This is a genomic window from Vannielia litorea (assembly GCF_018424695.1).
GTDB lineage: Bacteria > Pseudomonadota > Alphaproteobacteria > Rhodobacterales > Rhodobacteraceae > Vannielia > Vannielia litorea_A.
The window spans coordinates 1-24,059 of sequence record NZ_QTNQ01000066.1 but is presented as its reverse complement, the minus strand read 5'-3'; the positions used below and the strand labels follow the sequence as shown (position 1 = coordinate 24,059).

The window sequence follows — 24,059 nt, the reverse complement described above, 5'->3', positions numbered from 1 at the left end:
GGGGCGGATTGCTCGGCCATGGGGGCAGAGGGTGTTGGCGCTTCGGGCTGTGGCTCGGGCGCGGGCGCGTCGGCTTCGGGTGCCGTTGCGGCCTCATCCGCCGATCCGCTGGCCACTTTTCTCAAATCGGCCAGGCGCACGAGACCGTGCCGGCTGGTGAAGGTCAGCGACTGATCGCCACTTTGCTGCTGCCCGACGCCGGAAATCTGGTGATCGGCGGTGTCATAGACCTCGACCTTGCCGCCCAGCTCGATGGCGAGCCGCCGGGTGGCGGGGAAGACGGCGTAGCGCATGTTGTTTTGCGCGCCCTGCGAGGAGGGGGCGCCGAGTTCTTCGGGCCAGGCCGAGGAGGCCGCGCCGCCGGAGACGAAGAGGCTGGTGCCGTGGCCCTGGCTTTGGCTCTGGCTGGAGGCGGGGCGATGGAAGGTGCCGCTTTGCTGGAGCAGCGCGGAAAGGTCGGCGCAGAGCCCATCGACCTGCGCTTTCAGCGCGTTGTTGAACATATCGCCCACCATGGTCATGCCGCCTTGCGACCATTGCCCCATGCCGCCCAGCTCGGGGTGGTTGAACTGGGCCTGCGTGCCTTGCCCCTGCACCAGCGCGAAGAGCAGCGCCTCGGCGGCGCCGGGGGAGACGCCGTGGCGCGCGGCGATCTCTGCGGTGGCTTTCTTGCCGTCTTCGGTGAGGGCAGACATGGGGGCTCCAGTGCTGGCGGGGTAATCCCGGCCTAGCAGGTTGCGCCCGGAGCGGCCAGCGCGATCAGACCGAGAGCTTCTTGAAGATCGGCTCGGGCACGGAGCGGATGATGGCCATGATGTAGCGCCAGAAGAAGGGGGTGTAGAGCACGTTGCGGCCCTTGCGGCCCTTCTTGAGCATATGGGCGGCGACCTGCGCGGGGGAGGCGACGAGGAACATGCCCTCTACATCCCATGTCATCGCGGTGTCGACGAAGCCGGGCTTCACCGTCATCACATGCACGCCGGAACGGCCGAGGCGGTTGCGCAGGCCGGAGAGGTAGGTGGCGAAGCCCGATTTCGCGGCGCCGTAGACGTAATTGCCGATGCGGCCCCTGTCGCCTGCCACCGAGCCGACGCCGATGATGAGGCCTTTGCCCTTGGCTTCGAGCTTGGGGGCCAGCATTTGAAGAAAGCGGGCGGGGCCGGTGAAACTGTCGGTCACGGTGCCGTCGATGAGCGACGGGTCGGCGTCGATGGCGTCTTGCGGGGGCATGGAGCCGACGAAGACGGCGCAGTTGATTTGGCCTTCACCGGCGAGGCTTTCGGCCTTGGCGATGATGGGCGCGAAGGTTTCGGCGTCGCGCGCGTCGAAGCGGAGTGCCTCGGCGCTGGTGGCACCGCGCAGGGCGAGGTCGGTCGCCTGTGCCTCCAGATCGGCCATGTCGCGGCCCGCGAGCAGGAGGTTGGCGCCTTCATCGGCCAGTTGGCGGGCCATGGCGCGGGCCATGGAGGAGGTGGCACCGAGGAGGATCCAGGTTTCGGTCATTTGGCGTTCCTCAGGTTGAGCCGTTTGGTGAGATCGGTCTCGTAGGCATGGTCGGGGTCGGCGGCGTTGACGGCCTCGGCCCAGGTGGCGAGGTCAGGATACATGCCGGGGATATCCTCGGCGCGGGCCACGCTGTCTTTCGCGAAGTAGATGCGCCCGCCGACGGCCTTGGCTTCGGCGATCAGCTCCTGGATCAGCCCGCGGGTGCCGGTGCGGTTGCGGAAATCGACGGCCAACGTGTAGCCCTCCATCGGGAAGGAGAGGTGCCCGGCGCGGCCCGGGCCCATGCGCTTGAGCACCGCGAGCGGGGAGGCGAGGCCGGAGGTGGCGATGGCCTCCAGCATCGGCTTGAGCGCAGAGCGGCCCGCGAGCGGCACCACGCATTGGAACTGGTGGAAGCCCTTTTTGCCGTAGAGCTTGTTCCAGTCATGGATGCGGTCGAGCGGGAAGAAGAAATCATCGATCGGTTTGACTGAGGTGCGCCCAGCGGCGGGCACGCGGTTGTAATAGCTCTTGTTGAAGAGGCGCACGATGGGGGCGGAGAGCGCCCAGCCCGGGGCGTTGAAGGGCACGCGGCGGCCGCGCTTGGCGGGTGGCACCAGGCCTGCGCCGGTTTCGCCCTCTTCGAGGATGCCGCGCCCGAGGGCGTCGCCCGTTGCCGTCGCGTCGATCCAGCCCACAGTGTAGGTGGCTTCGGAGGTGTCGAGCAGGTTGAGGAAGGCGTCGAGATCTTCGGCGCGGCGCTCGGTGACCATCATCACATCGACCTTGGCGCGCAGCAGTTTCAGCTTGGCGGAGGCGATGGGGCCGGTTTGGCCGAGGCCGCCGACGGTGGCCTTGAAGAGCGGGTCGGAGGGGGTGAGCACCTGCCCGGTGGCAAGGGTGATTTCGGTGACGTGCTGGCCGAAACTGCCCGCGCCATGGTGGTTTTTGCCGTGCACGTCCATGGCGATGCAGCCCCCGACGGTGGCGAAGCCGGTGCCGGGCATGACGGCAGGCAGAAAGCCGCGCGGGGCGAGGATGCGGGCGAGGTCGGCGATTGTCGCCCCGGCCTCGACGTGGATCAGCGCGTCGGCCTCGTCGAAGAACAGGATCTTGTCGAGCCGGACCATGCTGATGGCGCGGCCTTCGCTGACCAGCGAGGCGTCGCCGTAGGAGCGGCAGTTGCCGATGGCGGGCGCCTCGGGCGCGAGCTTGGCCAGCGCGGCGCTCCGCTCGGGGCGGGCCAGCTCGCCCTCGGCCTTGAGGATGCGGCCCCAGCCTGTCCAGGTGTCTTTTTTCCAGCTCATGCTTTTGCCTTGAGTGAGGCCCGCTCGGCGATGGGAAAGACCAGAAGGCCGATGCCGATGGCGAACCAGAGGGTTGTGACGCGGATGACGGCGGTGGCGGGCACCGAGACCTCCAGCGGGATGCCGTGGAGGCCCAGCAGCGCGATCATCGCCGCCTCGGCCCCGCCGACCCCGCCGGGCGCCCCGGTGAGCCCGCCCGCGAGGGTTGAAAACACGAAGATCGCCACGGCGGAGAAAAAGCCGATGTCGGCGCCCATCCACAGCAGCAGCAGGTGGAAGGCGTAGCCTTCGGCGACCCAGCCTGCGAGCCCCAGCGCTGTGGAGCCTGCGATGACCGGCAGGGTGGAGAACACCCGCAGCGAGCGCGCTGCGCCGCGAATGCGAGCAAAGAGGCGCGGCAGCCTGCCGGTAAGCCGGTAAAGCCAAGTGACGAGGGCCGAGAGCAGCGCCGGACGGGTGGCGATGACGGCGGAGGCGAGGGCCAGGGCGGCGACGCCGAGCGCGCCACTGATCCCCATGGCCGAGAGCGAGAGCGCGACGGCGAGGATCACGCCCATGGCGGCGAGGTCGGAGGCGCGGTCGACCAGCACCAGCGGGGCGGAGCGGGTGAAGGGCCAGCCGGCCTCGCGGCTGATCCAGCGCATCCGCACCAGTTCGCCCACCCGGCCTGGCGTGACCGTCATGGCAAAGCCGCCGAGGAAGTGGCGCATGTTGGCGCGGGCGGATAGGGTGAGGCCGAGGCGGCGGGCGAAGAGGTGCCAGCGCAGCCCGCGGAAGAGGTAGTTGACGAGGGAGAGGGCCAGAAGCGCGCCGAGCTGCCAGAGAGACAGGCGCATGACCTGCTCCCAGCTTTCCTGCCAGCCGCCCGCAAGCGCGAGCCCGATGATGCCGACGGCAAAGAGGCCCAGCAGCAGCAGCACGAAGTAAAGCTCCCGCCCCATGCGGGGCAGGCCGGGGCGCCGTTTTGCGCCGGAATTCTCACTGCTCGTTGCCATTGTCATTTACCGCCCGGGTAGCAACAGAATGGGGCGATAATGTGAAGTTGTTTCTAACAATTCAACAAAAGCCGGAGGGCGGCTGGGGTGGTGCGGCGGGCGTCACGGGCGGCGGCGGCCGGGCGCCGGTCACTCATCTTCGCAGGGCACCGTCAGATCAGCCATGAGGTCCATCAACAGGTAGAAGGCAACGGGTGCAAACGCGCGGAAGATGACCCAATGCAACGCGACGCCAGCCTCGGCCAGTGTCGCGTTGGCGAGGATCAGCAGGCTCGCGGTGATGATATGCACCCTCGCCACCTGTCGGACGCTCTCGGGCGGCATCTCGCTGTCCCGCGCCGGATTGCGCAAGCTCGCCGCAGCCCGCAAGGCCGGTACGAGCAGGACGAGCCCATAGAGGTGCATCAGCCAGCGCGTGCCATCCAGCCAGAGGATCAGCGCGCCGACCATGACGATCATCGCGCCCGCGCCGAGCAGAGCGGCCCGACCAGCCTCGCGCGGGCCCTCGCTGATGGCGGCGGGCAGGCGGCGCGCGAAGCTCCAGCACAGGACCGTCAGAAGGGTGATCGCAATCGGGCTGACAGGGCCGCGCGGCATCAGGGTGAGCGCAAGCAGATAGGCGCACAGCACGACGCCCGCCTCCGCAGGGGCGGACCCGGGCACACGCAGGCATCTTTCCAGCAGCCGATACATGGGTGCGGGCATCTCAGGCCCAGGCGGCTTGGGCGGGACGGGGATGTGGAGATTTCGGGGCAGCTCTTCGGGGCCGAAAGGGCCGAAGAGCTGCCCCGGAGATCAGACGATGGTGGCCTCGGTGGCCGCGCGCATCTCGTCTTCGGTGACGCCCTCGGCGAGTTCGACGATCTTGAGGCCGCCCTCGACCACGTCGAGCACACCGAGGTTGGTGATGATCCGGTCGACCACGCCGGTGCCGGTGAGGGGCAGGGTGCATTCCTTCAGCACCTTTGAGTCCCCGTGCTTGTTCTGATGGTCCATCACCACGATGACGCGACCGACACCGGCGACGAGATCCATCGCGCCGCCCATGCCCTTCACCAGCTTGCCGGGGATCATCCAGTTGGCGAGATCGCCGTTCTCGGCCACTTCCATCGCGCCGAGGATGGCGGCGGCAATCTTGCCGCCCCGGATCATCCCGAAGGAGGTAGCACTGTCAAAGTAGGAGGTGCGCGAAAGCTCGGTGATGGTCTGCTTGCCGGCGTTGATCAGGTCCGGGTCTTCCTCGCCCTCGAAGGGGAAGGGGCCCATGCCGAGCATGCCGTTTTCGGATTGCAGGGTGATATCCTTGTCGCCGACGTAATTGGCCACAAGCGTCGGAATGCCGATCCCGAGGTTCACGTACCAGCCGTCTTCAAGCTCATCCGCCGCGCGGGCGGCCATTTGGTTGCGATCCCAAGGCATTATGCGTCCTCCCGCTTGCGTGTGGTGCGTTGTTCGATGCGTTTCTCATGCTCGCCCTGGATGATGCGATGCACGTAGATGCCGGGCAGGTGGATGTGGTCGGGGTCGATGGAGCCGCGGGGCACGATTTCTTCGACCTCGACCACGCAGGTCTTGCCGCACATCGCGGCGGGCGGGTTGAAGTTGCGGGCGGTCTTGCGGAAGACGAGGTTGCCGGTGTCGTCGGCCTTCCAGGCCTTGACGATGGAAAGATCGGCGAAGATGCCCTCTTCGAGGATGTAATCCTTGCCGCCGAAGCTCTTCACTTCCTTGCCCTCGGCAATCACGGTGCCGACGCCGGTGGCGGTGTAGAAGCCGGGAATGCCAGCGCCGCCGGCACGCATCCGCTCGGCCAATGTGCCCTGCGGGTTGAACTCCAGCTCAAGCTCGCCGGAGAGATACTGGCGCATGAATTCGGCGTTCTCGCCGACGTAGGAGCTCATCATCTTCTTGATCTGCTTGGTGTCGAGCAGCTTGCCGAGGCCGAAGCCGTCCACCCCGCAGTTGTTGGAGGCGATCGTCAGATCCTTGGTGCCGGCCTCTACGATGGCGTCGATCAGCAGCTCGGGGATGCCGCAGAGGCCGAAGCCCCCGGCGGCGATCGTCATGCCGTCGAACAGGAGGCCGTCGAGCGCCTCTGCCGCGGAGCCATAGACTTTTTGCATGGTGTCTCCTCTGGATGTCTTCCCCTCGTTTTCACGCCGTGCCGGGCGGGAGTCAATGAAACTTATGCTGCGCTGCGGCGGGGCCGAGGCGGAACAAATTCCAAGGCGTGAATGTTTTGGGGGAAAGGCAAGAGAGGTTTTCATGCATTTTTCCAGCTCGAAGGGGGGCGCGGCGAGCCCCGATGTGGCGTGTTTCTACGAAGCAGATACAGGCTCGTGGGCCTATGTCGCCTCCTGCCCGGCGACAGGTGCAGCGATGATCGTGGACCCGGTGATGAACTTCGACCCGGCGGCGGCGGCCACGTGGACGGCGGCGGCGGACGAGATCGCCGCCTATGTCGAAGACGAGGGCCTGAGCGTTGAATGGGTGCTCGACACCCACCCTCATGCCGACCACTTTTCCGCCGCCCATTACTTGGCGGAACGCTTCGGTTCAAAGACGGGGATCGGAGAGAAGGTGTTGAAGGTGCAGGACATCTGGGCCGACCTGTACGCGGACGAGAGCCTGAAGGGCCGAAGTGACTGGTGGAACAGAATGTTCGCCGATGGCGAGACCTTCAGCCTCGGCAACATGGAGGTGAAGGTGATGCTTTCGACCGGGCACACTCTGGCCTCGGTCAGTTACCTCGTGGGTGATGCGATCTTTGCCCATGACACCTTCATGATGCCCGACAGCGGCACTTCGCGTGCCGATTTTCCCGGCGGGTCGGCCTCGGAGCTATGGGAGACGTTGCAGAACATCCTGGCGCTGCCGGAAGACACCCGGATCTTCATCGGGCACGATTACTGCAAGGGCGGGCGCGATCCGGCCTGCGAGGCGACGGTGGCCGAGCACCTCGCCGGGAACGTGCATGTGAAGCGGGGCAGCACCCGCGAAGCCTTCATCGAGACGCGGGAAGAGCGCGATGCCACCCTGGCGCTGCCCGACCGGATGCTGCACGCGCTCCAGATCAACCTGAGAGGCGGGCGGTTTCCGGAGCCGGACGCGGAGGGGCGGCGGGTGTTGAAGGTGCCGTTCAACCGGTTCGACCCGCGCTAGGCGCGGGCGCGGTCAGTCGGCGGGGTCGGCCTCGGCGGCCTCGCGGGCGATGCGCTTGTCGAGCATGTCGAGGCCGTAGCCCACAAGCAGGCCGGCAAAGCCCCAGACCAGCAGAACGCCGAGGGCATATCCCATCAGGTGTGCCGTTGTCATCGGCGCGCCCGCGTTGACGCTCGCGAGGTAGGCATTCGCCACCTTCAGCAGGCCGTAGATCATCGCCGCAATGGGAAAGAAGACCTTGGGCTTCAGCCTGCTGAGTATCCGATCGAACATGATGCGCCTTTCTTGCTCCCCCGAAACACGGTTAACGGCGGTTTCGGGCGGCAGGGGCGCGAGAATGGGGAAATACCGTGGCGAAGCCTACTTCTTCGCCGCGGCCTTCTTTGCGGGCGCCTTCTTTGCGGCGGGCTTCTTGGCCGTTGTTTTCTTGGCCGTGGCCTTCTTGGCGGCAGGGCGCTTCTTGCCCTTCTGCGCGGCCTTCTCGGCGATCAGCTCAACGGCGGCATCCATGGTAAATTGCTCGGGGTCGGAGCCCTTGGGCAGGGTGGCGTTGATCTTGTCCCATTTCACGTAGGGGCCGTATTTGCCCTCCATGATCGCCACCACGCCACCGGCTTCGGGGTGTTCGCCCAATTCGCGGAGGGTTTTTGCCGCACCGCGCCCGCCCCGGGAGGCGACCTTTTCGGCCAGGAGCTGGACGGCGCGGTTCATGCCCACCTCCCAGACCTCGTCGAGCCCTTCTAGGTTGGCATTGGTGCCGCCCCGATCCGACGTGCTTTCGGCGTGCTTCAGGTAGGGGCCGTAGCGCCCGATGTTGGCCCAGACATTCACGCCATCCTCGGGGTGGGGGCCGATCAGGCGGGGCAGGGCGAGCAGCTTGACGGCGGTGGCCAGCTCAAGCTCTTCGGGCTTCCACTCCTTGGGGACCGACTGGCGCGGGGGCTTCTTGTTGTCTTCCGTCACCTCGCCGCGCTGGACGTAGGGGCCGAAGCGGCCCTTCATCACCCAGATCTTGTCTCCCCCGTCCTCGCCGAGCAGCTTGCCCTCGGGCGGGATCGCGCTTTTTTCGGCCTCGGGATCGGGCGGGCCGAAGGGGCGGGTGTAGCGGCACTCGGGGTAGTTGGAGCAGCCGATGAAGGCGCCGCCGGAGCGGGCAGTGCGCATCGAGAGGCGGCCCTTGCCGCAATGCGGGCAGAGGCGCGGATCGCCGCCCTCGGGCAGGGGCGGGAAGAGGTGCGGTTCGAGCACCTCGTTGATCTTTTCGAGCACCTCGGTGATGCGCAGCTCGGATGTTTCTTCGATCGCCGCCTTGAAATCCCGCCAGAAGGAGGCGAGCACCGCTTGCCACTGGGCGTCACCGGCGGAAATCTCATCCAGTTCCTCTTCCAGCTTCGCGGTGAACTCATAGCCCACGTAGCGGCGGAAGTAATTGGAAAGGAAGGCAATAACCAGCCGGCCCTTGTCTTCGGGGATCAGGCGATTCTTGTCCTTGCGGACATACTCGCGATCCTGAATCGTGGTAACGATAGAAGCGTAGGTGGAGGGGCGGCCGATGCCCAGCTCTTCCATCCGCTTGACCAGCGTGGCCTCGGTGTAGCGGGGCGGGGGCTGGGTGAAGTGCTGCTCGGGGGTAATGCTTTTCTTGCCCGCCTTCTCGCCCTCGGAAACCTGCGGCAGGCGGCGGTCGTCGTCATCCACCACCTCGTCGTCGCGGCCCTCTTCGTAGACCTTCAGGAAGCCGTCAAACAGCACCACCTGCCCGGTGGCGCGCAGTTCCACCTGGCCGTCGGCGCTGCCGACGGTGACGGTGGTGCGCTCGAATTTGGCGGAGGACATTTGGGAGGCCAGCGTGCGCTTCCAGATCAGGTCGTAGAGCTTGCGCTGGTCGGGCTCGAGGCGAAGGCTTTCGGCGTCCTTCGTCATATCCGTGGGGCGGATACACTCGTGCGCTTCCTGCGCGTTCTTGGCCTTGTTCTTGTAGATGCGCGGCTCGCCCGGCACGTAGTCGGCGCCGAAACGGCCCTTGATTGCGTCGCGGGCACCGGCCACGGCCTCGGGGGCCATGTCGATGCCGTCGGTTCGCATGTAGGTGATGTGCCCCGCTTCGTAGAGGCGCTGTGCGGTGCTCATGCAGGCCCGCGCGCCCATGCCGAACTTGCGGCTGGCCTCCTGCTGGAGCGTGGAGGTCATGAATGGGGGCGAGGGGTTGCGGGTGTTGGGCTTGGCCTCGACCGATTTGACGGTGAGATCGCGGGAGTTGATCGCCTGCACCGCCAGCTCGGCGGCGGTCTCGTTCTCGATGTCGTAGCGCTCAAGCTTCTTGCCGCCCAGAACGGTGAGGCGGGCCTCGTAGCTCTGGCCGCGCGGCGTGTCGAGCAGGGCCTTGACCGACCAGTATTCGCGGGCGCGGAAGGCCTCGATCTCCATCTCGCGCTCGACGATGAGGCGCAGGCAGACCGACTGCACGCGACCGGCGGAACGGGCACCGGGCAGCTTGCGCCAGAGCACGGGGGAGAGGTTGAAGCCGACGAGGTAATCGAGCGCGCGGCGGGCGAGGTAGGCCTCGACCAGCTCCATATCGACCTGGCGCGGGTTGGCCATGGCCTCGCTCACCGCATCCTTGGTGATGGCGTTGAAGGTGACGCGGCTGACGGGCGTATCCTTCTTGATCGCCTTGCGCTTGGTCAGGGCTTCCTGAAGGTGCCAGCTGATCGCCTCGCCCTCGCGGTCGGGGTCGGTTGCGAGGATGAGCGCGTTGTCGTCCTTCAGGGCGTTAGCGATGGCGGCGACGTGCTTCTTGCTGTCGGAAGCCACCTCCCATTTCATCTCGAAGTCATGGTCGGGGTCGACAGACCCATCCTTCGGGGGCAGGTCGCGCACGTGGCCGTAGGAGGCCAGAACGGTGTAGTCGGAGCCCAGATATTTGTTGATTGTCTTGGCCTTGGCGGGAGACTCGACAACGACAACTGGCATGGGGCGCCTTTCAGGGCTGGGGGGTGACTCGGATTGGCGCGCAACATGTGGGGGCTGTCGCGGCGATGTCAATGGAGCCATTCATGCCCCGGCGCACCCTTCGCGCGGGCGCGCGTAGGGTGGCGCAAATCACGCAGTCTTTACGATGAGGCCGCCCGGCTGGCGGGCGATCTGGCCGTCGAGTTCGAGCGAGAGCAGGTTTTCGGAGAGGCGCTGAGCGGGCAGCGAAAGGTCGCGCGCCAGCTGGTCTTCGGCCACGGGGGAGGGGCCGATGAGCCCGAGGATGCGGGCGTGGAGGCTGCGGGTTTCGGCCTGCGGGCGCTGCGCCGCGCGGGGCAGGTCGGCCGGGGCAGGCGCGGGCTTTGGCGTGGCGGCTGCGGGCTGGGGGGCGACCTGCTGCAGGCCGAGGGCCTCGATCACGTCATCCGCGCCGCGGATCAGCGTGGCGCCGTCGCGGAGGAGCAGGTTGCAGCCAGAGGCACGGGCGTCGAAGGGGTGGCCGGGCACGGCGAGCACCTCGCGGCCCTGATCCAGCGCCATGCGCGCGGTGATCAGGCTGCCCGAGCGCGCGCCGGCCTCCACCACCACAACGGCGCGGGAGAGGCCCGAGATGATGCGGTTGCGCTTGGGGAAGTGCCGCGCCTGCGGCTGGAGACCGGGCGGCTCTTCCGACACCACGAGACCGCCCTCGGCGATTTGGCGCATCAGCGCGGCGTTTTCTTGCGGGTAGGTCACATCGACCCCGCCGGCGACCACGGCGATGGTGCCGCCCTCCAGCGCCGCCTTATGCGCCTCGGTATCCACGCCGCGGGCGAGGCCGGAGCAGATGGCGTGGCCCGCCTTGGAGAGTTCGGACGAAAGCCGCGCGGCCATGCGGCGGCCCAGCGATGAGGCGTTGCGGGCGCCGATGACGGCAAGGGTGGGGGCGTTGAGAAGCGTGAGGTCGCCCTGCGCCCAGAGCAGGGGCGGGGCATCGGGGATATCGCGCAGGGCCTTGGGGTAGTGCGGCTCTCCAGCGGCCAGGAGGCGGGCGCCGGCGCGCTTTCCGGCGGAAAACTCACGTTGGGCGATCTCGCGCGGGCAGGCGCTATACTGGGTGACGCCTGCGGCGGCGGCCACTTCCGGCAGGGCCGCAAGGGCGGCCTCTGCGGTGCCATGTTCGGCCATCAGCCGGTAGAATGTGGTGGGCCCCACCCGTCGAGAGCGCAAGAGACGAAGCCACGCCAGCTTATCTTCTTCCGAGGTGGGTGGTGCGAGGGGGGGTGGGGAAGAAAACAAATCCACGCCAACGTCGCTCCGTCTGCTTGCAGGATTGGTTTTAGCCTTAAGTGGTTAACCGCCCCTTAACGCACCGGAAAAAATCGGGCGAGAATGCCAAATTTCTTCCCCGGCGGCGTGGAAGAGCGAAAAACCCCTTAGAATTCTGAGCCCTTCCGCCCGCGCCGCCCAGCGGACGGCGTGAGACCGGGGTGGAAGCGTGGGTATCCGGCGCTGCTACTTCGGCCAAACGGGGTTAACCGGGCGTTCTCACCCCGCCGCGCCGCCCACCGTCAGCCCGCCGATCCTGAGCGTGGGCAGGCCGACGCCCACGGGCACCCACTGGCCCGCCTTGCCGCAGGTGCCGATGCCCGGATCGAGCGCCATGTCGTTGCCGATGGCGGTGATGTTCTTCAGCGAGGTCGCGCCGTCGCCGATCAGCGTGGCGCCCTTCACCGGCGCGCCAACCTTGCCGTTCTTCACCCGGTAGGCCTCGGTGCAGGAAAAGACGAACTTGCCGGAGGTAATGTCGACCTGCCCGCCGCCGAAGCCCACGGCGTAGAGCCCGTCTTCCAGCCCGGCGAGGATGCTCGCGGGGCTCTCGGTGCCGCCGAGCATGTAGGTGTTGGTCATCCGCGGCATCGGCGGGTGGGCGTGGCTTTGGCGGCGGCCGTTGCCAGTGGCGGGCACGCCCATGAGCCGGGCGTTCTGGCGATCCTGCATGTAGCCCACGAGCACGCCATCCTCGATCAGGGTGGTCTTGCTGCTCGGTGTGCCCTCGTCATCGACCGAGATCGAGCCGCGCCGGTCGGGGATGGTGCCGTCATCCACCACGGTCACGCCGGGCGCAGCCACCTGCTGGCCCATCAGACCGGCGAAGGCGGAAGAGCCCTTGCGGTTGAAGTCACCCTCCAGCCCGTGGCCCACGGCTTCGTGCAACAGGATGCCGGGCCAGCCGGGGCCGAGCACCACGTCCATGGTGCCGGCGGGGGCGGGCTCGGCGGAGAGGTTGACCAGCGCGATTCGCAGCGCCTCGCGGGCGGCGGGCTGCCACATCGCGGGGTCGATCAGCCCGCCGAGCGCCACGCGCCCGCCGCCACCGTGGCTGCCGCTCTCGCGCCGCCCGTTCTCTTCGACGATGAGGGACACGTAGATTCGGGTCATCGGGCGGGTGTCGGACACCTTGGTGCCGTCGGGGCGCAGGATGACGACCTCCTGAAGCGCGGCGGAAAGCGAGGCCGACACCTGCACCACGCGCGGATCGAGATCGCGGGTGAAGGCATCGATCTCGGCCAGAGTCTCGATCTTGACGGGAAACTCGACGCCCTCGATCGGGTCGGCGTCGCCGTAGAGCCGCCGGTTGGTGGCCTGGGGGCCGGGTGCGAGCACGCCGCCGCCATCGCCCACGGCGAGCCGCGTGGTCTCGGCGGCGCGCAGCAGGGCCTTTTCGGAGAGCTCGGTGGAATGGGCATACCCAGAGGTTTCCCCCTTCACCGCGCGCAGGCCGAATCCCTCCGACGCATCGAAGCTGGCGGTCTTCACCCGGCCGTCTTCGAACACGAGGTTTTCGGAGGCGCGGCGTTCGAGGAACAGCTCGCCATCTTCTGCGCCGTCGGTTGCGGCACGGAGCCCACGCAGGGCTGCGGCCTCGTCGAGGCTTGTTTCAAAAGGGCGGAAGCTGTCGGACATGTGATTTCCTCGGGTCATTTTCGCGGGCCGCGCGCCACATTGCCGCGCTGGAACCGCTTGAGCGATCTGATGTAATATGGTTTGAGACGCGCGAAGGAACAACGGGTGGCCCCGCGAACGCCACCCCGCAGACGCGCTTCAGACAAGCGAAGGGACGTGCCGATGAAGATTTCCAAGCTCCTTGCTGCCGTGACCACGGGCCTGATGATGGCCTTTCACGGTGTTGCCGCCCACGCCCAGGACGGGATCGAGGGGCTCGAAGCCATCGGCAAGCCGCACGAAAAGGGCATTGCCTGGCAGCCCGCCGCCACCGAGCTGGCGCGCGACATTCACTGGCTGGAAGGCATGGTGAACGTCATCATCATCGCCATCTCGCTCTTCGTTGTGCTGCTGCTCGCGATCATCATCGTGAAGTTCAACAAGAAGTCGAACCCGAACCCCTCGAGTTTCACCCACAACACTCCGCTTGAGATTGCCTGGACGCTGGGGCCGATCGTGATCCTCGTGTTCATCGGCGCCTTCTCGCTGCCCGTGCTCTTCAAGCAGCAGGAGATCCCGGAGCCGGAGCTGACCATCAAGGCCACCGGCTACCAGTGGTACTGGGGTTACGAATACCCCGAGGAAGGCATCGTCTTCGATGCTCTGATGCTTCAGCGCGACGAGCTGGAAGAATATGGCTACGCGCCCGACGAATACCTGCTGGCGACCGACAACGCGATGGTGATCCCGGTGGATACAGTTGTCGTGGTGCGCGTGACCGGCGCCGACGTGATCCACTCCTGGACCGTGCCGGCCTTTGGCGTGAAGCAGGATGCCGTGCCGGGCCGGACCGCCGAGCTCTGGTTCAAGGCCGAGCGCGAGGGTGTCTACTTCGGCCAGTGCTCGGAGCTTTGCGGCAAGGACCACGCCTACATGCCGATCACCGTGAAGGTGGTGAGCCAGGAGGCCTATGCCGAGTGGCTCGAGATGGCCACCGAGGAATTCGCCGGGCGCGCGCCTGCGGTGAAGGTGGCTTCGGCCGACTGACCAGTTCCCGGGCGGCAAGGCTGCTGCCCGGCCACATGCTACTGCGCGGGCGATGCGAACAGGGCCCGCTGGGGAGGCAGACGATTTGAGCGATGTGAACGCATATGAGCGCACGGAAGAACCGGGCTTCGGGGATTATGTTGCCCTGCTGAAGCCGCGCGTGATGTCCCTTGTTGTCTTCACCGCGATGGTGGGCCTGCTCGTGGCCCCCGTGCCGGTGCACCCGTTCATCGCCTTCACCTCCATCCTCTTCATCGCCATCGGGGCAGGGGCCTCCGGCGCGCTGAACATGTGGTGGGATGCCGATATCGACGCGGTGATGAGCCGGACCCAAAAGCGCCCGATCCCCGCCGGAAAGATCCAGCCGGGTGAGGCGCTGGGCCTTGGCGTGGCGCTCTCGGGCCTCAGCGTGATGATGCTGGGCCTTGCGGCCAACCTCGCCGCCGCCGCTCTGCTGGCCTTCACCATCTTCTTCTACGCGGTCATCTACACGATGATCCTCAAGCGCTGGACGCCGCAGAACATCGTGATCGGCGGCGCCGCCGGGGCCTTCCCGCCGATGGTGGGCTGGGTTGCGGCCACTGGCTCTGTCAGCCTTGAAGCAGTGCTGATGTTCGGCCTGATCTTCTTCTGGACGCCGCCGCACTTCTGGGCGCTTTGCCTCTTCATGAAGTCGGACTATGCCGATGCCAAGGTGCCGATGCTGACCGTGACCCACGGGCATGACGCCGCGCGCCGTCAGATCTTCATCTACACCCTCGTGCTGGCCACCTCGGCGCTGGCGCTGGGCTTCACCTCAATCGCCGGGCCGGCCTATATCGCCACTGCCTTGGTGATGAACGCCCTCTTTGCCAAGGGCGCATGGGCCATTCTGCGGCGGACGACTGAGGCCGCGCAGGCGGATGGCTACAAGGTCGAGAAGAGCTTCTTCAAGCTGTCGCTGATCTACCTGACGCTGCAGTTTGGTGCCCTTCTGGCCGATGCCGCACTGCGGGCGCTGGGCCTGATCGGGGGCGCGGCATGATCCGGGCGGAGCATGAGCTGCACCAGCGCCGGCTGGGCCGTAACGTGGGCGTTGCCCTGTCGCTGGTGGCGCTGATCGCCATCGTGCTGGGCCTGACCTTCGTGAAGGTCACCCGCGGCGGCGGCGCGGCGGCGCTTGAAGGTTTCGACCATGCGGTGCGGCCGGGCATTACCACCCCCGAGACGACTGCAGGGGAGGGCAACTGATGGCCGCTCCCGAAAAGCAGAACGCCCGCGTTGCGCTTTATGCGGTGAGCGTTGTCGTCTTCATGGGCGCTATGGCTTGGGTGGCGGTGCCTTTCTACAACTGGTTCTGTAAGGTCACCGGCTACGGCGGCACCACCTCGGTGGCCGAGGGCAGCAGCGACGTGGTGCTCGACCGCGAGATCACCGTGCGGTTCGATGCCAATGTCGAGCGCGACATGGCGTGGGAGTTCAAGCCGGTTCAGCAGAAGATGACGCTGAAGATCGGTGAGACGGGGCTGGCCTTTTACGAGGCCTACAACCCGACCGACCGCCCGATTGCCGGCCAGGCCAGCTACAACGTGGCCCCCTATGTAGCCGGCGGCTACTTCGACAAGATCGACTGCTTCTGCTTTACCGAGCAGGTGCTGCAACCCGGCGAGCGGGTGCAGATGCCGGTGAGCTTCTTCGTGGACCCCGAGTTGGTGAACGACCGCGATGCCAAGTTCACAAACTCGATCACGCTGAGCTATACCTTCTACGAGATCGACCTGCCCGAAGAGCAGGCGGCGCTGCAGAGTGACGCCCCGGCGGCCTCCGCGCAGAACTGAACGAGAGACACTGAAGAGACCGTCCGAGGAACCAAAGATGGCCCACGAAAAGAACCACGACTACCACATCCTCCACCCCTCGATCTGGCCCTTCGCCGGTGCAATCGCGGCCTTTGTGATGCTCTTCGGGGCGGTGCAGTGGATGTCTCCGCAGGTGGAGACAAACCAGCCCTGGATCTTCCTGCTGGGCTTCATCGGCGTGCTCTACGTCATGTTTGCCTGGTGGTCCGAGGTGGTGGACGAGAGCCAGGTGGGCGATCACACCCCGGTGGTGCGGATCGGCCTGCGCTATGGCTTCATCCTCTTCATCATGTCGGAGGTGATGTTCTTCGCCGCATGGTTCTGGAGCTTCTTCAAGCACGCGATGTATCCGATGAACCCCGACATCGACCAGGCCCCCGCCGTCGATGGCGTCTGGCCGCCCGCGGGCATCGAAACCTTCGACCCGTGGCATCTGCCGCTCATCAACACGCTGATCCTGCTCTGCTCGGGGATGGCCGCAACCTGGGCCCACCACGCGCTGGTGCATGAGAACAACCGCAAGGCCATGGGCGAGGGCCTTGTCCTGGCCGTGGTGCTGGGCCTGATCTTTACCGTGCTTCAGGCCTACGAATACAGCCACGCCGCCTTTGGCTTCTCGGGCAACATCTATGGCGCCAACTTCTTCATGGCGACCGGCTTCCACGGTGCCCACGTGGTGATCGGCACGATCTTCCTGTTCATCTGCTACCTGCGCCTGCGGGCCGGGCACTTCACGCAGGAAAAGCACGTCGGCTTCGAGGCCGCCGCCTGGTACTGGCACTTCGTTGACGTGGTCTGGCTCTTCCTCTTCGCCGCGGTCTACATCTGGGGCGGCTGAGCGAGCGGTGGGCAGATTGCCCACCACACGGAATACGGAACGCGGGCTGGAGACGGCCCGCGTTCGGCTTTGAAGGAACCCCGATGCGCTATCTCTTCCCGGCCATTCTCGGCATCTGCGGCGTTGCAATCCTGGTCAGCCTCGGCACCTGGCAGCTGAGGCGGCTGGCGTGGAAGGAGGCCGCGCTGGCGGAGATCGAGGCCCGGATCGGGGCTGCCCCTGTGGCCGTGCCCGCCGCGCCCGACCCGGAGGCCGACCGCTTCCTGCCCGTGCAGGCCGAGGGAGAGCTGGGCAACGACGCGCTGATGGTGCTGGCCTCGATCAAGCAGGTGGGCGCGATCCACCGCTTCATCACAACGCTGACCACGCCGGAAGGCCGGGTGCTGCTGGTAGATCTCGGCTATCGCACGATCGTTTCTGCCGACATCTCGGTGCCGCAGGGCGCGGTGCAGCTCACCGGCAACCTGCACTGGCCCGACGAGGTGGACAGCTTCACGCCAGAGCCTGATAACGACCTCTGGTTTGCCCGCGACGTGCCCGCCATGGCCGAGGCGCTGGGCGCCGAGCCGGTGCTGATCGTCGCCCGCGAAGTGCGCCCCGGCTCCACCATCACCCCGCTGCCCGTTTCCACCGCGGGCATCTCTAACGACCACCTCGAATACGCGCTCACATGGTTCGGGCTGGCGCTGGTTTGGCTGGGGATGACAGTTTTCCTGATGTGGCGTATCAAGCGCCGCACCGCCTGAAGGACTTTCCATGCGCTATATCTCCACCCGGGGGCAGGCCCCGGTTCTGAGCTTTGAAGATGCCATGCTGACGGGGCTGGCCCGTGACGGCGGGCTCTACCTGCCCGAGACCGTGCCCACCATGAGCGAGGCCGAGATCGCGGCGCTGGCCGGGGTGAGCTACGAGGAGGCGGTGGCGCGGGTGATCGCGCCTTTCGTGGGCGATGCGCTGGGCAGCGAGGCCGAGGTGCAGGCGCTGATCGGGCGGGCCTATGCGGGCTTCGGCCATCCGGCGCGGGCGCCCTTGAAGCAGCTGGCCGACAACCACTTTCTGCTGGAGCTGTTCCACGGGCCGACGCTGGCCTTCAAGGACTTTGCCATGCAGCTCATCGGCCAGATGTTTCAGACCGTGCTGAAGCGCAATGGCCGCAAGATCACCATCGTCGGCGCGACCAGTGGTGACACAGGCTCTGCCGCCATCGAGGCCTTTGCCGGGCTCGACAACGTGGATGTGTTCATCCTCTTCCCGCACGGGCGGGTCAGCGAGGTGCAGCGGCGCCAGATGACCACGCCCGAGGCGGCCAATGTGCATGCGCTGGCCGTCGATGGCGACTTCGACGATTGCCAGGGCATGCTGAAGGAGATGTTCAACGACTTCACCTTCCGCGACGAGGTGGGGCTGGCGGGCGTCAACTCGATCAACTTCGCCCGGGTGCTGGCGCAGATCGTCTATTACTTCACCTCCGCCGTGGCGCTCGGCGCGCCGCACCGCAAGGTGAGCTACTGCGTGCCCACCGGCAACTTCGGTGACATCTTCGCGGGCTTCCTCGCAAAGCAGATGGGCCTGCCCATCGAGGAGCTCATCATCGCCACCAACCAGAACGACATTCTGCACCGCTGTCTGACCACGGGCGACTATGCCAAGGCCGGGGTGAAGCCTTCGATCAGCCCGTCGATGGATATCGAGGTAAGTTCGAACTTCGAGCGGGCGCTGTGGTTCGCCTATGGCAAGGACGGGGCTGCGGTGGCCGCGCTGATGGAGGAGTTGAAGGCGGGCAAGTTCCGCGTGAGCAAAAACGCGATGGGCGCGCTGACCGAACACTACGTTTCGGGCCGTGTGAGCGAAGACGAAACGAAGGCTGAAATTGAACGGATGTTCAAGGAAACCGGCGAGGTGATCTGCCCGCATACGGCAGTGGGCACACGTGTGGCCCGCGACCACCTTGGCGCCACGCCGGTGGTAACGCTGGCAACCGCCCACCCCGCCAAGTTCCCGGCGGCGGTGGAAGAGGCCTGCGGCGTGCATGCTGCCCTTCCCAAGCGCATGGCGGACCTATATGACAGGTCGGAACGGGTGACGCGGGTCGAGAACGACCTCGACGCCATCGAAACTCTCATCAGGGAAAGGCGGTCTGCGTGAGCGTGCAAATCGACAGGCTTGGAAACGGGATGCGCATTGTCACCGAGGCGATGCCCGGGTTGGCGAGTGCTTCGGTTGGCCTGTGGATCAATGCCGGCGGGCGGCATGAGCGGGTGGATCAGAACGGGATTGCCCACTTCCTCGAACACATGGCCTTCAAGGGCACGGCACGGCGGAGCGCCTTGCAGATTGCCGAGGAAATCGAAGACGTTGGCGGCTACATCAACGCGTATACGGGGCGCGAGATGACGGCCTATTATGCCCGCGTGCTGGCGGCGGATGTGCCGCTGGCGCTGGACGTGATTGCAGATATCGTGCTGGAGCCCGCCTTCGACCTCGCCGAGATCGAGGTGGAGCGCGGCGTGATCCTGCAAGAGATCGGTCAGGCGTTGGACACGCCGGATGACATCATCTTCGACTGGCTTCAGGAGGCCGCCTATCCGGGGCAGGCGATGGGGCGCACGATCCTTGGCCCGCCCGAGCGGATTCAGGCCTTTGGTCGGGGTGATCTTTCGGGCTTCGTCGCCGAGAATTACGGCCCCGAGCATCTTGTGCTGGCCGCCGCTGGCGCGGTGGATCATGACCAGATTGTTCGGCTGGCGGAAAAGGCCTTTGGCCACCTGACGCCGCGCCCGAAACGCAGCGAGGAACCGGCGCAATTTGTTGGCGGCGAGTATCGCGAAGTGCGCCCGCTGGAGCAGGTGCATTTTGCGATGGGGCTGGAGAGCCCGAACTATCGCGACCCGGATATCTACACCGCGCAGATCTATGCCAGTGCGATGGGCGGCGGCATGTCGTCCCGGCTGTTCCAGGAACTGCGGGAGAAGCGGGGGCTGTGCTATTCGATCTATTCGCAGGCCGGCGCCTATGGCGACACCGGGCTGATGACGATCTACGCGGGCACCAGCGGCGAGGACATTGCCGGGCTGTCCGAAGTGGTGATCGACGAGCTGCGCCGGGCGGGGGATGACCTGAGCCAGGCCGAGCTGGAACGTGCGCGCAACCAACTCAAGGCAGGGCTGCTGATGGGCCTCGAAGGCCCGAGCAGCCGCGCCGAGCGGATGGCGCGGATGGTCACCATCTGGGACCGTGTGCCGCCCACGGAAGAGACGGTGCAGCGGATCGACGCCGTGACGCTGGGCGACCTCCGCAGCTTTGCAACGCGGCTCGCCTCCGAGGCGCCCGCCGCGCTGGCCCTTTACGGCCCCGCCGAGCGCGCGCCCGGCCTGAGCGGGCTGAAGGAGCGGCTGGCGGCCTGATGCGTCTGGGGCGGCGAAAGGTCAGGATCGACACGCCGCGCCTGTTGCTGCGCCCGCCCGCCCATGGCGACTACCGTGCCTGGAGCGACTTGCGGCGCGAGAGCCGCGAGTTTCTCACCCCCTGGGAGCCGACCTGGGCCAGCGACCATCTTTCGCGCAAAAGCTTTACAAATCGTGTCTACTGGGCGCAGCGCGCGATTGGCGGCGGGTCGGCGGTGCCGCTCTTCCTCTTCGCACGGCAGGGCGAGGCGCTTTTGGGGGCGATCACGCTCGACAACATCCGCCGCGGCCCGGCGCAATCGGGGACACTGGGCTACTGGATCGGGGCGCCCTACAAGCGGCGGGGCTTCATGCGGGAAGCCATTGAAGCGGTTGTGCATTATGGCTTCACCGCGCTGGACCTCAGCCGCCTCGAAGCCGCCTGCCTGCCGGAGAACGCCGCGTCGCGCGGGGCGCTGGAGAAATGCGGCTTCAAATACGAGGGCGTGGCGCAGAGTTACCTTCAGATCAACGGCAGGTGGCGAAATCATGTGCTTTACGCCAATTTGCGCCGCGACCGGCGGGGCCGGACCGAAGCCGGGGCGTAAACTTTTCGTGGGGCGCGTTGTGCGGCCGGAATTTGAGGTAGCGTGAGCGTCAGGAGGCACCGCCCATGCTCAAACCGCTCTTCGCCCTTGCAGGCCTCATCGCATTTGCCAGCGCCGCCCAGGCTCAGAACAGGCGCCCTTCGCATTGTATCGCGCTGGCCGAGGCGACGCCCGGCATCGCCTATGTCGAGAAGGCCACCTGGGCGGAACCCGTGGCCGAGGAGTCGGTGCGGATCACATATGTCGATCACTCGGTCTACGTAATCCAGACCGAGGGCGGCCTATCGGTGGCGACCGATTACAACGGCTACCTCGGGCCGGAAGATTTTGTGCCCGACGTGGCGACGATGAACCATGCCCACAGCTCGCATTGGACGCCGAACCCGGACCCGCGCATTCCAAACGTGCTCAAGGGATGGGGCGACGCGGAGGGGCCGGCGGATCATCACCTCGACCTCGGCGAGATGCTGGTGCGCAACGTGACGACCGATATTCGGCAGGGCTTTGGCGGAACGGAGGAAGATGGCAACTCGATCTTCATCTTCGAGGTGGCGGGCCTGTGCATCGGGCATCTCGGGCACCTGCACCACGAGCCCAACGCCGAGCAATATGCGGCGCTCGGGCGGCTCGACGTGGTGATGGCGCCGGTGGACGGGGGGATGACGGTGGATCTGGTCACGATGCAGCGGATCGTCAGCCGGTTGCGCTCGTCCATCGTGCTGCCGATGCACTGGTTTTCGGGCTATTCGCTGGAGCGATTTCTTGAGGGCATGGCGGGAGAATTTGCCATCGACCGGCGGGTTGGCAGCTCGTTAACCATTTCACTCCGAGACCTGCCATCGCGGCCCACGATCGTGGTGCTTCAGCCGGTCGTCCTTTCCGGCTTCGATTGAATTTTGCGCAGGGCCGTGCGTAATGGCCTCATGTTGACTGATGCGACCCCCGAGATCGTGGAAAGATTCCGAGCCGCGCTGCCGGATGGCGTGCTGCGCGATGTGGAGCAACGATATCTCGAAGAACCGAGAGACAGGTTAACGGGCCGGGCGGGCGCGGTGCTGTGCCCCGGATCGGTGGAGGAGGTTGCGGCCATTTTGCGGCTGGCGAGCGCGCACCGGGTGGGCGTGGTGCCCTATGGCGGTGGCACCGGGCTGGTGGGCGGGCAGGTGGCGCCGGAGGGGCCGGTGCCGCTGGTGCTCTCGCTGGAACGGATGAACAGGGTGCGCGGCATCTGGCCCGAAGAGGGGGTGATGACCGTGGAAGCGGGCATGATCCTTCAGGATATTCAGGGGGTTGCGGAGGAGGCGGGGCGGCTCTTTCCGCTGTCGCTGGGGAGCGAGGGCACGGCGCGGATTGGCGGGCTGCTGGGCACCAACGCGGGCGGGGTGAACGTGCTGCGCTATGGCAATGCGCGGGAGCTCTGCCTTGGCGTGGAGGCGGTGCTGGCCGATGGGCGGGTGATGTCTGGCCTGAAGCGGCTGAGGAAGGACAATACGGGGTATGATTTGCGCAATCTTCTGGTGGGTTCGGAAGGCACGCTGGGCGTGATTACCGCCGCCTCCCTGCGGCTGTTTCCGCGGCCCTCGGATGTGTCGGCGGCGGTGCTCACGGTTGAGAGCCCGGCGGCGGCGCTGGAGCTGCTGGCGCGGGCGCAAGCCCTTGCGGGGCAAGCGATTTCGGCCTTCGAGCTGATCGCGGCGCAGGGCCCGAAGTTCCTGGCCGAGCACTTGCCGCAGGCGCGCCTGCCCTGGGCCGAGGTGCCGCCCTGGAGCGTGTTGATCGAGATCGGCACCTTCGGGGGGCAAAGCGCGCAAGAGCTTCTGGAGCAGGTCTTTGCGGAGGGCTTCGAGGCGGGGCTTGTGAGTGACGGCGTGGTGGGCGCGAGCGAGGCGCAGCGGGCCGAGTTCTGGGCGATGCGGGAGGCGTTGCCGGAGGGGAACCGGAAGGTGGGGTCGGTGGTGTCGAACGATATTTCGCTGCCCTTGAGCCGGGTGCCGGAGTTTATCGAGCGGGCCGGGCAAGCGATTGGAAAGGCTGGGGATTTCAGGATCAACTGCTTTGGGCACCTGGGCGACGGGAACCTGCATTACAACGTCTTTCCGGGCGCGGGAAAGCGGCGGGGGGACTACCCGGACGTAGCCTATGAGGAGCTGAAAGACGTGATAAACCAGCTCCTTGCGGAAATGGATGGCTCGTTCAGCGCCGAGCATGGGCTGGGGCGGGCCAAGGTGGCGGACCTTGAAAAATGGGGCGATCCGGTGCGGCTGGAGATGATGCGGAGCATCAAGCAGGCCCTCGATCCGCTGGGCATTCTTAACCCTGGTGCGGTTTTGCGGCGGGGCTGAGCGGGGCGGCGTTAACCCTGTGAAGCAGGGGGGCACAATCCATGCACCCGCAATGCACAACCCATGCACATGTCGGATGACATAAGCGCCCCGCGTTAACCGACCGCGCGCGGGGGCTTGCCAGCCCGCGCGGCTTGGGGTAGCTGCGGCGCCTTTCGGCAGGGAAGGCGGGACGATGGACAGGCTGGCAATCGACTTTGGCACCTCCAACTCGGCGGCGGCGGTCTATGCGGGCGGCGCGGTGCGGCGGCTGCCGGTGGAGCAGGGCGCGGAGACGCTGCCGACGGCGGTTTTCTTCCCCGAGGGGGGCGGCGCGATGCGGATCGGCACGGCGGCCGGCGCGGCGCTGATCGGCGGCGAGGAGGGGCGCTACATGCGGGCGCTGAAATCGGTGCTGGGGGTGCCGCTGTTCCACGAGAAGCGGCTGATCGAGGGCAAGCGACGCACGCTGGCGGAGGTGGTCACGGCCTTTCTCGTGCAGGTGCGGGAGCGGTCGGAAGAGTTCACCCGGGCGCGGTTTACCCGGGCGCTTTCGGGGCGGCCCGTGCGGTTTCACGAAGATACGGAGAAGGACGCGCAGGCGGAGGCGGATTTGCGCGGCTGCTACCTGGCGGCGGGGTTCGAGGACGTGACGTTCATGCCCGAGCCGGAGGCGGCGGCGCGCGCCTGCCAGGGGATGGGCCGCGCCGAGGACGTGGGGCTGATCGTGGATATCGGCGGGGGCACCAGCGACTTCACGGTGTTCCGCTCGGGCGCGGAGGTGGAGATTGTGGCCAGCCACGGCATCCGGCTCGGCGGCACGGACTTCGACCGGGTGGTTTCGGTGGCCGAGGTAATGCCGCTCTTGGGGATGGGCGGTGAATTGCGCCGGGAGTTTGGCGCCGGGCTGCTGCCGGTGCCGCGTGCGGTGTTCGTGGATCTGGCGACATGGGCGAAGATCCCGTTTCTTTACGCGCCCGACGTGCGGCGCGAGGTGGCGGGGATGGTGAAGCTGGCGGTGGAGCCGGAGAAGCTGGCGCGGCTGGCACGGGTGCTGGAGGACGAGCTGGGGCATGAGCTGGCCTTTGCGGTGGAGAAGGGCAAGATCGCGGCGAATGACGCGGGCGTGGGCCGGATCGGGATGGGGATGGTGGCGCCCGGGCTGGCCGCCGAGTTG

At 66.6% G+C, this 24,059-nt stretch carries 24 protein-coding genes; 13 read left to right on the top strand and 11 right to left on the bottom strand.

Translation table 11 applies throughout. The features are described 5' to 3' along the window. The 7 genes from DYI42_RS17975 to DYI42_RS17945 form a co-directional block, all read right to left on the bottom strand. A partial coding sequence (locus DYI42_RS17975) for an SHOCT domain-containing protein (RefSeq protein ID WP_213547735.1) occupies positions 1 to 695 on the bottom strand: 695 nt, incomplete at its 3' end. A gap of 64 nt (positions 696 to 759) precedes the next feature. Beyond that, positions 760 to 1,503, bottom strand: coding sequence for an SDR family NAD(P)-dependent oxidoreductase (locus DYI42_RS17970; RefSeq protein ID WP_213547733.1), 744 nt, complete (start codon positions 1,501 to 1,503; stop codon positions 760 to 762). Continuing rightward, positions 1,500 to 2,792, bottom strand: coding sequence for an FAD-binding oxidoreductase (locus DYI42_RS17965; RefSeq protein WP_213547729.1), 1,293 nt, complete (start codon positions 2,790 to 2,792; stop codon positions 1,500 to 1,502). The genes DYI42_RS17970 and DYI42_RS17965 overlap by 4 nt, the downstream gene beginning before the upstream one ends. Continuing rightward, on the bottom strand, positions 2,789 to 3,733 hold the full coding sequence (locus DYI42_RS17960) for a lysylphosphatidylglycerol synthase transmembrane domain-containing protein (protein ID WP_244868002.1): 945 nt from the start codon (positions 3,731 to 3,733) through the stop codon (positions 2,789 to 2,791). The genes DYI42_RS17965 and DYI42_RS17960 overlap by 4 nt, the downstream gene beginning before the upstream one ends. Before the next feature lie 183 nt (positions 3,734 to 3,916). Continuing rightward, positions 3,917 to 4,492: a hypothetical protein gene (locus DYI42_RS17955; RefSeq protein WP_213547727.1), complete on the bottom strand. Its 576-nt coding sequence runs from the start codon at positions 4,490 to 4,492 to the stop codon at positions 3,917 to 3,919. A 90-nt stretch (positions 4,493 to 4,582) separates the two neighbouring features. Then, positions 4,583 to 5,206, bottom strand: coding sequence for a 3-oxoacid CoA-transferase subunit B (locus DYI42_RS17950; protein ID WP_213547725.1), 624 nt, complete (start codon positions 5,204 to 5,206; stop codon positions 4,583 to 4,585). Next, positions 5,206 to 5,910, bottom strand: a complete 705-nt coding sequence (locus DYI42_RS17945) for a CoA transferase subunit A (protein WP_213547723.1) — start codon at positions 5,908 to 5,910, stop codon at positions 5,206 to 5,208. The genes DYI42_RS17950 and DYI42_RS17945 overlap by 1 nt, the downstream gene beginning before the upstream one ends. Positions 5,911 to 6,052: 142 nt before the next feature. Between DYI42_RS17945 and DYI42_RS17940 the strand changes: the two genes are divergently transcribed. Continuing rightward, the gene (locus DYI42_RS17940; protein WP_213547721.1) at positions 6,053 to 6,949 is read left to right on the top strand and encodes an MBL fold metallo-hydrolase; all 897 of its coding nucleotides are present in this window, start codon (positions 6,053 to 6,055) and stop codon (positions 6,947 to 6,949) included. A 12-nt stretch (positions 6,950 to 6,961) separates the two neighbouring features. Here the strand turns inward: DYI42_RS17940 and DYI42_RS17935 are convergent, their stop codons facing one another. The 4 genes from DYI42_RS17935 to tldD all read right to left on the bottom strand — a co-directional run bounded on the left by DYI42_RS17935 (position 6,962) and on the right by tldD (position 12,868). Then, positions 6,962 to 7,222, bottom strand: coding sequence for a hypothetical protein (locus DYI42_RS17935; protein ID WP_213547720.1), 261 nt, complete (start codon positions 7,220 to 7,222; stop codon positions 6,962 to 6,964). A gap of 87 nt (positions 7,223 to 7,309) precedes the next feature. Beyond that, positions 7,310 to 9,922, bottom strand: a complete 2,613-nt coding sequence (topA, locus tag DYI42_RS17930) for a type I DNA topoisomerase (protein WP_213547719.1) — start codon at positions 9,920 to 9,922, stop codon at positions 7,310 to 7,312. A 129-nt stretch (positions 9,923 to 10,051) separates the two neighbouring features. Then, entirely contained in the window at positions 10,052 to 11,200 is a 1,149-nt protein-coding gene (gene dprA, locus DYI42_RS17925) for a DNA-processing protein DprA (protein WP_440870650.1), read from the bottom strand. 249 nt (positions 11,201 to 11,449) lie between these two features. Beyond that, positions 11,450 to 12,868, bottom strand: a complete 1,419-nt coding sequence (tldD, locus tag DYI42_RS17920) for a metalloprotease TldD (RefSeq protein WP_213547718.1) — start codon at positions 12,866 to 12,868, stop codon at positions 11,450 to 11,452. A 162-nt stretch (positions 12,869 to 13,030) separates the two neighbouring features. Here tldD and coxB point away from each other — a divergent pair, with 162 nt between their 5' ends. The 12 genes from coxB to DYI42_RS17860 form a co-directional block, all read left to right on the top strand. Beyond that, entirely contained in the window at positions 13,031 to 13,894 is an 864-nt protein-coding gene (coxB, locus tag DYI42_RS17915; protein ID WP_213547717.1) for a cytochrome c oxidase subunit II, read from the top strand. An 85-nt stretch (positions 13,895 to 13,979) separates the two neighbouring features. Then, complete coding sequence (cyoE, locus tag DYI42_RS17910) at positions 13,980 to 14,918, top strand: heme o synthase (protein WP_244868001.1); 939 nt, start codon at positions 13,980 to 13,982, stop codon at positions 14,916 to 14,918. Continuing rightward, positions 14,915 to 15,124: a hypothetical protein gene (locus DYI42_RS17905; RefSeq protein WP_213547715.1), complete on the top strand. Its 210-nt coding sequence runs from the start codon at positions 14,915 to 14,917 to the stop codon at positions 15,122 to 15,124. The genes cyoE and DYI42_RS17905 overlap by 4 nt, the downstream gene beginning before the upstream one ends. Beyond that, positions 15,124 to 15,711, top strand: a complete 588-nt coding sequence (locus DYI42_RS17900) for a cytochrome c oxidase assembly protein (protein ID WP_213547714.1) — start codon at positions 15,124 to 15,126, stop codon at positions 15,709 to 15,711. The genes DYI42_RS17905 and DYI42_RS17900 overlap by 1 nt, the downstream gene beginning before the upstream one ends. 37 nt (positions 15,712 to 15,748) lie before the next feature. Continuing rightward, positions 15,749 to 16,570, top strand: coding sequence for a cytochrome c oxidase subunit 3 (locus DYI42_RS17895; RefSeq protein WP_213547713.1), 822 nt, complete (start codon positions 15,749 to 15,751; stop codon positions 16,568 to 16,570). Positions 16,571 to 16,653: 83 nt separating this feature from the next. Next, complete coding sequence (locus DYI42_RS17890) at positions 16,654 to 17,316, top strand: SURF1 family protein (RefSeq protein ID WP_213547711.1); 663 nt, start codon at positions 16,654 to 16,656, stop codon at positions 17,314 to 17,316. Positions 17,317 to 17,326: 10 nt separating this feature from the next. After that, positions 17,327 to 18,715: a threonine synthase gene (thrC, locus tag DYI42_RS17885; RefSeq protein ID WP_213547709.1), complete on the top strand. Its 1,389-nt coding sequence runs from the start codon at positions 17,327 to 17,329 to the stop codon at positions 18,713 to 18,715. A gap of 29 nt (positions 18,716 to 18,744) precedes the next feature. Beyond that, positions 18,745 to 19,974: a M16 family metallopeptidase gene (locus tag DYI42_RS17880; RefSeq protein WP_244868003.1), complete on the top strand. Its 1,230-nt coding sequence runs from the start codon at positions 18,745 to 18,747 to the stop codon at positions 19,972 to 19,974. Beyond that, the gene (locus DYI42_RS17875; RefSeq protein WP_213547705.1) at positions 19,974 to 20,561 is read left to right on the top strand and encodes a GNAT family N-acetyltransferase; all 588 of its coding nucleotides are present in this window, start codon (positions 19,974 to 19,976) and stop codon (positions 20,559 to 20,561) included. The genes DYI42_RS17880 and DYI42_RS17875 overlap by 1 nt, the downstream gene beginning before the upstream one ends. A gap of 65 nt (positions 20,562 to 20,626) precedes the next feature. After that, the gene (locus DYI42_RS17870; RefSeq protein WP_213547704.1) at positions 20,627 to 21,454 is read left to right on the top strand and encodes an MBL fold metallo-hydrolase; all 828 of its coding nucleotides are present in this window, start codon (positions 20,627 to 20,629) and stop codon (positions 21,452 to 21,454) included. A gap of 30 nt (positions 21,455 to 21,484) precedes the next feature. Beyond that, positions 21,485 to 22,903, top strand: coding sequence for an FAD-binding oxidoreductase (locus tag DYI42_RS17865; RefSeq protein WP_213547702.1), 1,419 nt, complete (start codon positions 21,485 to 21,487; stop codon positions 22,901 to 22,903). Between the two features lie 175 nt (positions 22,904 to 23,078). Next, the coding region (locus tag DYI42_RS17860; protein ID WP_213547700.1) for an Hsp70 family protein at positions 23,079 to 24,059 on the top strand (981 nt) is incomplete at its 3' end.